Origin of the sequence: Bacteroides coprosuis (assembly GCF_020741705.1) — a bacterium.
Lineage (GTDB): Bacteria > Bacteroidota > Bacteroidia > Bacteroidales > Bacteroidaceae > Bacteroides_E > Bacteroides_E coprosuis.
Map to the genome: position 1 here is coordinate 1 of NZ_DYYK01000110.1, position 8640 is coordinate 8640.

Sequence of the window (8640 nt, forward strand, 5' to 3'; positions counted from 1 at the left end):
GCTATAAAAGCTTGGGAAATTTGGAATGAACTATGAGTAGAAAAAAGATCTTCAATTATATAGCTATGCCTTGCATAGCTATTCTTATGATATGCCTAGCGGCAGGTTTTTATATGTTAAGCTACGCCCTAACTCCTTTACATAGGGGTCTAAATATAGAGAAATCTTATACAGAAATGTATCAAAATTACCCATTTCTAGAAAACTGGGTGGATAGCTTAAACCATGTTTCTGCCCTCAAAGACACTACACTCATCAATACAGAGGGGAAAAAACTTCATGCCTTCTATATTGATGCTCCTAAACCAACAAACAAAACGGCTGTCATAGTACATGGATATACTGATAATGCCATACGTATGTTTATGATAGGATATCTCTACAATAAAGATCTTGAATACAATATATTACTTCCCGACTTGCAATTTCATGGGCTAAGTGAAGGTAAAGCAATTCAAATGGGCTGGAAAGATAGACTAGATATTCAAGAATGGATAAATCTATCCATAAATAAATATGGTACAGAAACAGAGATTGTAGTGCATGGGATATCTATGGGAGCAGCAACAACGATGATGCTTTCTGGAGAGCAATTACCTCAACAAGTGAAGTGCTTTGTGGAAGACTGTGGATATACCAGTGTTTGGGATGAGTTTTCCCAAGAGCTTAAAGTTCGCTTTGGTTTGCCGTCCTTTCCTATTATGCATATTACAAGTTGGCTGTGTCAACAAAAGTACGGATGGAATTTTGAAGAAGCCTCAGCTCTAAATGCTGTAAAAAGATGCGAACTACCTATGCTTTTTATCCATGGAGATGCAGATACATTTGTACCAACTTGGATGGTACATCCCCTTTATGAAGCTAAACCTGAACCGAAAGAGTTGTGGATTGTTCCAGAGGTGGAACATGCCGAATCATACTTAAAAGCGAAAAAAGAATATACACGGAGAGTGACAAACTTTGTTTCCTTGTATTTGAACTAATTCAATTATGCACAAACTACAAAATAAGATATTAACTATTATTGCTTGCGTATTATGGGGATCTGCTTTTGTAGGTGGTAAGTTAGGTTTTGGATATACCACTCCTATTCACCTTTCAGGTATTCGTTTTACCTTAGCTGGACTATTACTTATACCTTTATTGTTCTATCAGAAGATAGACTGGAAAGCCCACTTAAAAGAATGGAGGTATTTACTTCTATTTGGCTTTATACAATCTTTTGTTCAATATGGGCTATTCTTCGTTGGATTAAATATGGTAGATGCTTCTATTTCAGCTATAATTATTGGTGGAGGTCCTCTATTTATAGCATTGATGGCACATTTCACACTTCCCGACGACAAACTTACTTTACGTAAAACCTTTGCCATTATATTGGGTATGGTTGGAATTGTTTTTGTAAGTGTAACCAGCGGAAGTCGTTTATCACTAAACACCGTGTTCTATGTAGGTGTTATAATACTGATACTGAGTAATCTTGTAGGAGCAACTACAAATATCATTGTAGCCAAAAACAGAAATAGAGTAAATCCTATTGTGTTAACAGCTGCAGCAAATTTAACAGGAGGTATTATGCTTTATATTGCTTCAATATTTTTAGAAGACTGGACTTTACAGATTTATCCTACAAAGTTCTACTTGATATGGATATGGCTGGCTATAATTCCAGCAGCAGGTTTTTCTATTTGGTATAGCTTACTAAAAGATCCTGAAGTAAAAGTTTCAGAACTAAATATATGGAAATTCTTAACACCTGTATCAGGCGTAATACTAAGTTGGATCATTTTACCGAATGAAGAACCAAACATTTCTTCTATTTTAGGTATTATAATAATATCAATAGCTCTTATTACTTTACAATGGCAACCCCAAAAAAGAAAAGGATGAAAAAATATTCCAAGCTACTTATAATCGCATTATTAATACTGCTTCCTTGCATAACTTATGCTCAAGAAAGCAAGGCTTATTCCGTTTCAGATGTCCCTAATGTTCAAAAAATGGACAAAAGAAGATATACATCAGACCCAACTAATATCTTATCAACTAGTGCTACACAAAAAATAGATCATATCATTTATAGCTTAGAAGATAAAACTGGGGCTGAAATAGCTGTTGTTGTGCTACCTTCTATTGGAGAAATGGATTGTTTCGATTTTTCAAATGAGCTATTTAATAAATGGGGTATTGGAAAAAAGGGAGCTGACAATGGATTGTTAATCTTACTTGTAACCGATCAAAGATGTGTTCAATTTTACACTGGCTACGGACTAGAGGGGATTTTACCCGATGTTGTAGCAAAACAAATTCAAATGAACTACATGGTTCCTTATCTTAAAAATCAAGATTGGGATTCGGGTATGGTAGCAGGAGTACAAGCTGTAAATGAGATACTATATGACTCTATGGAAGATGGAGTAGTTGTAAAAAAAGCGAGGAATCAAGAAGATCCATTTCTTCCCATAGGTTTATTCTTGGGAACATCTTTTGTGATATTTGTTATCTTTATGTTAATAGTAAGAAGACAAAATAAATGTCCTAAGTGTGGCAAAAGCAAATTACAACGTATAAACAGTAGAATCCTAGAAAGAAATTTTAATTACACATTAACAGAAGAGACGTACCGATGCACTAATTGTGGTCATATCGTCAAACGAAAAAATAAAACATTCCAAAATAATCACCGCTCAGGACCAGGAGGAGGACCTATCTTTGGAGGAGGCTTCGGAGGTGGTAGCTTTGGAGGTGGAAGTTTTGGAGGAGGATTTGGTGGTGGTCGCGGAGGCGGCGGCGGAGCTGGTACTAGATTCTAAAACAAATTATGAATTATATAAATATTTAATTTTACAACGTATGAAAAAAGGACTAATCATTACCATAGCAGTAGTAGCTGCTATATTACTATGGGGTGCTACAGGCTACAATAGCTTAGTATCTATGGAAGAGAATGTAGAAAACCAATGGGCACAAGTTGAAAGCCAATATCAACGTCGTTCTGACTTAATTCCAAACCTCGTAAGTACTGTAAAAGGATATGCAACTCACGAAAAAGCAACTCTTAGCGAAGTTATTGAAGCGAGAAGTAAAGCCACACAAATTACAGTAGATGCAAAAGACCTTACTCCAGAAAAATTAGCTGAGTTCCAAAAAGCTCAAGGAGAACTTGGAGCTGCATTAGGTAGATTAATGGCTATATCAGAAAGTTATCCTGATTTAAAAGCTAATGAACAGTTTTTAGGACTTCAAGCTCAACTAGAAGGCACCGAAAACAGAATTACAGTAGCAAGAAACAGATTTAATGATGCCGCTAAAGAATATAACGTAAAAATAAGAAAATTCCCTAAAAACATACTTGCTGGGATAATGGGCTTTGATAAACGACCTTACTTCCAAGCTGAAGAAGGAAGTGAAAAAGCACCAAAAGTAGAATTCTAATAAATAATAAAACAAGATAATGAATCCATTCATCTGTAGCAAAAGCTATTATGAATGGATTTATTCTTTTAATAGACAATAGAGTATAGTTCTCTTACGTATTGGCTGACACAAAAAAAAGCAGTACTTTTGTAACGCATACTATTTAAACAAAAAACCATATCCATGAGTAACCAACGATACATGTTGAGAGGTGTTAGTGCATCTAAAGAAGATGTACACAACGCAATTAAAAACATCGACAAGGGTGTATTTCCTAATGCTTTCTGTAAAATAATTCCTGATATTCTAGGAGGTGACCCAGAATATTGTAATATCATGCATGCGGATGGTGCAGGAACAAAATCATCTCTTGCTTATGCATACTGGAAAGAAACAGGTGATTTATCTGTTTGGAAAGGCATTGCTCAAGATGCTTTAATAATGAATATTGACGACTTACTATGTGTAGGAGCTGTCGATAATATTTTAGTCTCATCAACAATAGGAAGAAATAAGCTTCTTATTCCCGGAGAAGTAATATCAGCTATTATTAATGGCACAGATGAACTTTTAGAAGAGTTAAGAGGCATGGGTGTGGGAGCATATCCTACTGGAGGAGAAACTGCCGATGTAGGAGACTTAGTACGCACTATCATTGTGGATAGCACTGTAACATGCCGTATGAAGAGGAGCGATGTTATAGATAATGCAAACATAAAAGCGGGAGATGTTATTGTCGGTTTAGCTTCATCAGGACAAGCAACATACGAGAAAGAATATAATGGAGGTATGGGTAGCAATGGATTAACTTCTGCTCGCCATGATGTATTCTCTCGTTATTTAGCTGAAACTTACCCTGAAACTTTTGACAGTGCAGTACCTGCTGACTTAGTTTACTCTGGCAGTCTGCTACTTACCGATAAAGTTAAAGGATCCCCTCTTAATGCGGGTAAACTAGTACTCTCTCCTACTCGTACTTATGCTCCAGTGATCAAAAAGATACTAGATAAACTACGTAAACAGATTCATGGTATGATACACTGCTCTGGTGGTGCACAAACCAAGATACTACACTTTCTTTCTGAGGATTTGAAAGTAATCAAAGATAATATGTTTGAAATACCTCCTCTGTTTAAAACCATTCAAGAGGAAAGTCAAACGGATTGGGCTGAAATGTATAAAGTATTCAACATGGGACACCGTATGGAACTTTATGTAGCACCTGATATTGCACAAGAGATTATAGAAATCTCAAAAACTTTTAATATTGATGCTAAAATTGTAGGTAGAGTAGAAGATCGACAAGACTCTACATCTAGACTTACTATCCAAAGTGAGTTTGGAGAATTTAATTATTAATTTATGACAGACAACAGTATTTTAAATAAACTGGAAGACTTAGTAGCTCGATTTGATGAGGTTTCAACCCTTATTACCGATCCAGCAGTGATTGCTGATCAAACTCGATTTGTAAAGCTCACAAAAGAGTATAAAGAGCTTAGCGACTTAATGAATGCTCGTAAAGAGTATATTGCTGCTCTTCAAGGTGTAACTGAAGCCAAAGAAATCATAGCTCATGAATCAGACCCAGAAATGAAAGAGATGGCTAGAGAAGAGCTAGAAGACTGCGAAACTAGAATTCCTGAGCTTGAAGAAACTATAAAATTACTGCTTATACCCAAAGACCCTCAAGACGAACGTAATGCTATTATGGAAATAAGAGCAGGAACTGGAGGTGATGAAGCTGCCCTTTTTGCTGGAGACTTATTCAGAATGTACTCTAAGTACTGTGAAAACAAAGGTTGGACAGTAGAAATAAACAACTTCAATGAAGGTACTGCTGGAGGATTTAAAGAAATTGTTTTTTCAGTATCAGGAGACAATGTATATGGTATATTAAAGTATGAATCGGGAGTTCACCGAGTACAGCGAGTTCCTGAAACAGAATCTCAAGGCCGTGTACATACCTCAGCTATTACTGTTGCTGTATTACCTGAAGCAGAAGAAGTAGATGTAGAATTAAACCCAGCAGACATAGAGTTACAAACGGCTCGTTCTGGAGGTGCAGGAGGACAGCACGTAAATAAAGTTGAAACTAAAGTAATGCTAACTCACAAACCTACAGGTTTAGTTGTAATTTGCCAAGAAGGACGTTCTCAGCACTCTAATAGGGAAAAAGCTATGCAAATTCTACGTTCTAAACTATACGAAATAGAATATGAGAAGGCAAACAAGGAACGCTCGGAACAAAGAAAATCTTTAGTTTCAACAGGTGATAGATCTGCTAAAATTAGAACTTACAATTATCCTCAGGGTCGTATTACCGACCATCGTATCAATTATACCATATACAATCTTCAAGCTTTTATGGATGGAGATATTCAAGATTGTATTGACCACTTAATTGTTGCGGAAAATGCAGAACGCATGAAGGAAAGTGAACTATAAACTAGAATTATGACAAAGCAAGAATTATTTGAACAGATTAAAAAGAAAGAATCTTTCTTATGTGTAGGATTAGATACTGATCCGAATAAAATTCCTGCTCATTTATTATATGAGGAAGATCCTATCTTTACATTTAATAAAGAGATTATAGATGCTACTGCCGACTTATGTGTGGCTTATAAACCGAACACAGCTTTTTATGAATCACTTGGTATTAAAGGATGGATAGCACTAGGAAAGACAATCCAGTATATTAAGACCTATTATCCAGAACAGTTTATTATAGCAGATGCTAAGAGAGGCGATATTGGTAATACATCGGCAATGTATGCTAGAACCTTCTTAGATGATTTAAATGTTGATGCAGTAACAGTAGCCCCATATATGGGAGAAGATAGTGTGTCTCCTTTTCTCTCTTATGAGAACAAATGGGTTATCCTTTTAGCCCTAACTAGCAACAAAGGATCACAAGACTTCCAATTATTTAAAAATGAGGAAGGTCAACATCTTTATGAACGTGTTCTAGAAAAATCACAAGATTGGGGAAATGATGAAAATATGATGTACGTTGTTGGGGCTACCCAAGGAAAATCTTTCGAAGTTATTCGAAAATATGTTCCCAATCATTTCTTACTGGTTCCTGGTGTTGGTGCGCAAGGAGGCTCTCTTCAAGAGGTTTGCAAATATGGATTGAACACTCAATGTGGGTTGCTTGTTAATTCATCGAGAGGTATAATTTATGCAGATAACACCATAGATTATGCAGAAGGAGCAAGAAATGCAGCCAAAACATTACAGCTACAAATGGCCAAAGAGCTAGAAGCAATATTGTAATAATGGAGGATAGTATGCAGGATAGTAAACTAATCAATGATCCCGTTTTTGGATTTATAAAAATCCCTAAAGGTTTGCTTTACGATATTGTAAAACATCCCTATATGCAACGCTTAAGTAGAATTAAGCAATTAGGGTTATCATCTGTTGTCTATCCTGGTGCTCAGCATACTCGCTTTCAACACTCATTAGGAGCCTTTTTTTTAATGACCGAAGCGATTGAACAACTCAAACGCAAAGGTCATTTTATTTTTGATAGTGAAGCTGAAGCTGCAAAAGCAGCTATATTATTGCATGACATAGGACATGGACCATTCTCCCATGTATTAGAGTACACATTAACAAAAGACATATCTCATGAGCAGATATCACTCTTGTTGATGGAAAAAATGAATGAGGAAATGAATGGAGCTCTCAGCCTAGCTATAAAGGTATTCAAAGGAGAACATCCTAAAAAATATCTTCATCAATTAGTAAGTGGGCAACTTGATATGGATAGAATGGACTATCTGAGAAGGGATAGTTTTTTCACAGGTGTACCCGAAGGTAGCATTGGATCTGCCCGAATCATCAAAATGCTCAACTTAAAAGAAGAGCAATTAGTGGTGGATGAAAAAGGAATTTACTCTATTGAAAATTTTCTCATTGCAAGAAGACTCATGTATTGGCAGGTATATCTACATAGAACATGCATCACTTATGAAAATATGCTTATCAGTACTTTATCAAGAGCCAAAGATTTAGCAAAAAGAGGCGTTTCATTGTTTGCGTCTCCTGCATTACACTATTTCTTATACAATGATGTAGATAAAAAATCATTTTACGAAGGAGATGAAGCTTTAAACAACTTTATACAACTTGATGATAATGACATTTGGACATCGCTTAAGGTATGGAGTAACAACGAAGATAAAATTTTATCACTCCTTAGTTCTGGAATGATCAATAGACAGTTATTTAAAACAGAAATATCCTCTGAAGTATTTAATGAACGAGCTATAAATGACATACGAAAACAAGTATCCAAACATCTAAATATCTCTACTGAAGAAGCTAAATATTTCGTTTCAAGTGGAATTATTGGGAATAAGATGTATGATCCGTTTGATAATAGTATTGATCTATTATACAAAGATGGCAGTCTAAAAAACATATCAGAAATATCTGATATTCTAAATGTTACATCTTTATCTAAACGAGTTAATAAATACTATTTCAGTCATTTCCGTATAGACTAGTAAGTACAAATAACCCTTAAAACACGAGGAAATACCAAAAAATTGTCCGTTATTTGCGTTACGTACCATAGAATGGGCTAAAACCCCAATAATATAAGAATATCAAAAATATGGAATTTTCAGCAAAGCAAATTGCGTCATATATACAAGGTGAAATTATAGGTGACGAGAACGCAACTGTACATACATTTGCTAAAATTGAAGAAGGTGTTTCTGGAGCCATCTCCTTCCTCTCTAATCCAAAATATACACATTATATTTACAATACTCAATCTAGTATAGTACTTGTAAATAAAGACTTCAAACCCGAGAAGCCTATTTCTGCTACACTTATCAAAGTAGATAATGCATACGATAGTTTAGCAAAACTTCTTACTCTTTATGAAGCTAGTAAACCCAAAAAAACAGGAATAGATTCCCTCGCTTCTATTGCACACACTGCAAAAATTGGAAAAAACGTTTATATTGCCCCTTATGTCGTTATTGGTGAAAATGCTGTTGTTGGTGACAACTCAGCTATTTACCCACATACTTATGTGGGTGATAATGCAAAAATAGGTGCAAATACCACACTATACTCTAATGTAAACATATACCACGAATGCATAATAGGCAATAATTGCATACTACATTCAGGTGTAGTTGTAGGTGCAGATGGTTTTGGTTTTGCTCCAACAGCAGAAGGTTATGAAAAGATTCCTCA

Annotated in this window: 9 protein-coding genes; all 9 read left to right on the forward strand. The window is 35.5% G+C overall.

Annotated features, from left to right (window positions below; genetic code table 11):
• The first annotated feature begins 32 nt into the window (after window positions 1-32).
• The gene (locus K8V80_RS06275) at window positions 33-983 is read left to right on the forward strand and encodes an alpha/beta hydrolase (protein WP_276776219.1); all 951 of its coding nucleotides are present in this window, start codon (window positions 33-35) and stop codon (window positions 981-983) included.
• Window positions 984-990: 7 nt separating this feature from the next.
• A complete protein-coding gene (locus tag K8V80_RS06280; protein ID WP_006744133.1) occupies window positions 991-1890 on the forward strand; it encodes a DMT family transporter in 900 nt (299 codons plus the stop codon).
• Window positions 1887-2813: a TPM domain-containing protein gene (locus K8V80_RS06285; protein WP_276776224.1), complete on the forward strand. Its 927-nt coding sequence runs from the start codon at window positions 1887-1889 to the stop codon at window positions 2811-2813. Before K8V80_RS06280 ends, K8V80_RS06285 begins: the two co-directional genes overlap by 4 nt.
• A gap of 40 nt (window positions 2814-2853) precedes the next feature.
• Window positions 2854-3435: a LemA family protein gene (locus K8V80_RS06290; RefSeq protein WP_006744131.1), complete on the forward strand. Its 582-nt coding sequence runs from the start codon at window positions 2854-2856 to the stop codon at window positions 3433-3435.
• 165 nt (window positions 3436-3600) lie between these two features.
• A complete protein-coding gene (locus K8V80_RS06295; protein WP_276776227.1) occupies window positions 3601-4776 on the forward strand; it encodes an AIR synthase related protein in 1176 nt (391 codons plus the stop codon).
• A gap of 3 nt (window positions 4777-4779) precedes the next feature.
• Window positions 4780-5865 carry a peptide chain release factor 1 gene (gene prfA, locus K8V80_RS06300; protein WP_006744129.1) on the forward strand — a complete coding sequence of 362 codons (1086 nt, stop codon included), beginning with the start codon at window positions 4780-4782 and terminating at the stop codon, window positions 5863-5865.
• A gap of 9 nt (window positions 5866-5874) precedes the next feature.
• Window positions 5875-6699: an orotidine-5'-phosphate decarboxylase gene (gene pyrF / locus K8V80_RS06305; RefSeq protein WP_276776229.1), complete on the forward strand. Its 825-nt coding sequence runs from the start codon at window positions 5875-5877 to the stop codon at window positions 6697-6699.
• A 14-nt stretch (window positions 6700-6713) separates the two neighbouring features.
• Window positions 6714-7937 (forward strand): HD domain-containing protein, encoded by a 1224-nt coding sequence (locus K8V80_RS06310; protein ID WP_276776230.1) that lies wholly within the window; start codon window positions 6714-6716, stop codon window positions 7935-7937.
• Between the two features lie 110 nt (window positions 7938-8047).
• On the forward strand, window positions 8048-8640 hold a 593-nt coding region (locus tag K8V80_RS06315; protein WP_276776232.1), incomplete at its 3' end, for an LpxD N-terminal domain-containing protein.

Coding starts and splice junctions, on each gene's coding strand:
- K8V80_RS06275 (WP_276776219.1), top strand. CDS start 33: ATGAGTAGAAAAAAGATCTTCAATTATATAGCTATGCCTTGCATAGCT.
- K8V80_RS06280 (WP_006744133.1), top strand. CDS start 991: ATGCACAAACTACAAAATAAGATATTAACTATTATTGCTTGCGTATTA.
- K8V80_RS06285 (WP_276776224.1), top strand. CDS start 1,887: ATGAAAAAATATTCCAAGCTACTTATAATCGCATTATTAATACTGCTT.
- K8V80_RS06290 (WP_006744131.1), top strand. CDS start 2,854: ATGAAAAAAGGACTAATCATTACCATAGCAGTAGTAGCTGCTATATTA.
- K8V80_RS06295 (WP_276776227.1), top strand. CDS start 3,601: ATGAGTAACCAACGATACATGTTGAGAGGTGTTAGTGCATCTAAAGAA.
- prfA (WP_006744129.1), top strand. CDS start 4,780: ATGACAGACAACAGTATTTTAAATAAACTGGAAGACTTAGTAGCTCGA.
- pyrF (WP_276776229.1), top strand. CDS start 5,875: ATGACAAAGCAAGAATTATTTGAACAGATTAAAAAGAAAGAATCTTTC.
- K8V80_RS06310 (WP_276776230.1), top strand. CDS start 6,714: ATGCAGGATAGTAAACTAATCAATGATCCCGTTTTTGGATTTATAAAA.